This is a genomic window from Phycisphaerae bacterium, from assembly GCA_024102815.1.
Lineage (GTDB): Bacteria > Planctomycetota > Phycisphaerae > UBA1845 > UBA1845 > JAGFJJ01.
Genome location: JAGFJJ010000052.1, coordinates 1 through 1,648, shown reverse-complemented (window position 1 = coordinate 1,648; position 1,648 = coordinate 1). Strand labels below are relative to the sequence as shown.

General features: G+C 57.5%; 3 protein-coding genes. 2 read left to right on the top strand and 1 reads right to left on the bottom strand.

Annotated elements, in window-relative coordinates:
- The coding region (locus tag J5J06_13335; GenBank protein ID MCO6438070.1) for a twin-arginine translocation signal domain-containing protein at positions 1 to 141 on the bottom strand (141 nt) is incomplete at its 3' end.
- A 537-nt stretch (positions 142 to 678) separates the two neighbouring features.
- Here J5J06_13335 and J5J06_13330 point away from each other — a divergent pair.
- Together J5J06_13330 and J5J06_13325 are read left to right on the top strand one after the other, a co-directional pair.
- Positions 679 to 876, top strand: coding sequence for a hypothetical protein (locus tag J5J06_13330; protein MCO6438069.1), 198 nt, complete (start codon positions 679 to 681; stop codon positions 874 to 876).
- A 555-nt stretch (positions 877 to 1,431) separates the two neighbouring features.
- A partial coding sequence (locus J5J06_13325; GenBank protein MCO6438068.1) for a hypothetical protein occupies positions 1,432 to 1,648 on the top strand: 217 nt, incomplete at its 3' end.

Sequence of the window (1,648 nt, the reverse complement as noted above, 5' to 3'; positions counted from 1 at the left end):
AACCGCCTCGGCCATCGCGTGGGCCGCGTTGTTACCGAGGCCGAGCGACGCGGCCACCCCGGCACAGAACTTCAGGAAGGTACGGCGTGATACCCCCAGCCGCTTCTCGAGTGCCGAATAATCGAATTCGTTGTCCGCCATGAATGACTCCCCACGGTCGCAGTAGTCCGGCACGTGCACAGTGTCCGGTGGGAAACCCATGGCAACAACTGAGCCACAATCAGTTTGTGTAATGAAAACCGAGAGTTAACGGGAATCCAGGCGGCCACGCGAACGACCAGATCGGAACTATGATTTGCAGCTTGTCCACCAAATCGGAAGGCGGCTTACCAGTGCGGCGCCACCACGACGATGGGGCGCGCGGCACCGCAGCGTGTGTCCGATGGCGTCCGGATGACGATGGGCGACGCGAAGCATCGGGAACCATCTCGACCAGGACGAAGGCTATCGACGGCCGAAAGATGGCGGTGAACGACCCCTTGGTGCCGATCGAGCAGTCAGAGGTTCAACGTCAGGCAGCAAAGTGCAGCGGTCATTCGAGGCGACCACGTGCTGGCAAGACGTCGCCTCCGAGCCGTCCATCCCGAGCCATTGCATCAATGTCGGATGTTTTGGACGGGAGCGGATACTGCTGGGAGTGAGGGCAACGCGCGAGACCGGCCAGACGCGGACGTGCCAATGGCGGATATCGTGGCCGACACGCGACGTTACTACCCGTGGTTCGCGGCGCTCGTCGCGGGCGGAGATTTCCGGCGCGAGGTGGCGGCCAAGACGGGCGGCTTCGTGCCCGCTTCCAGCAAGGAAACCCTCTTGAAGGCCTATGAGTACTCGTCGGCCGAAGCAGCCGGTCGCAATTCGACTTGGAAACGTCTGTAATCGGTTGGTCACACCGGTCACAGGCCAAGGAATCTCCACGAACGGCTGCTTTATGATTTCCTGACCGGCAGGTTCCGACCCTGAACGGTCATTACCCAGCCGGGTCATCGGGGTGTCAGATCGCTTCAGACTCAGTCATGCAGGAACGGCAGCAACCGACCGATTCTGTTGAAAAACACCGAACCATCAGCCGAGAGAAAAACAAACCTTCACCAGAATTTCGTTAGGCAGAAATTTTCGCGTTGGAACCCGCCTAATCGCACTGTCGTGCGCCCAAAATGACCGCAATTTCTTACCATTCCGGAAGTGCCGAGTTTTTCAACAGAATCGACCCCAAGCGGTCCTGGAAGAAACTCCTGACAGTGAGTCAGCTTTTTTAACACTCTCGTTGCTGCCGGCAGCCCGCCACAACCCTAATCGACTGTATTAGCAGCAGATTCAGGTGCAGGCTCGAATCTTGCTAAATGCCTCAGGTAATTCCGCACCGATAAGCCACGTGGCTCAAGCGAGCGTCTCAGACTATGACGCCAGCGCGCTGAATTGGAGGTAAAGGCAATGGTTCATTTGCGGCACCCGTTCCAGGCGATTCAATCTCGTTCCGCTTTATTTGGCGGCGTTCTCTTGTCACTGATTGCTCTCAGTGGACCAACATTCTCCGCCCTCATGACAAGCAGTTCTGATCTTTGGAACTACAACAACGGCGCGTCAGTGACGGCAAACACAGGCTTGTTGGGCGGTTCTGACATTCGAAATATGTTTGGCGGAAGCTTCG

Coding starts and splice junctions, on each gene's coding strand:
- J5J06_13330 (MCO6438069.1), top strand. CDS start 679: ATGGCGGATATCGTGGCCGACACGCGACGTTACTACCCGTGGTTCGCG.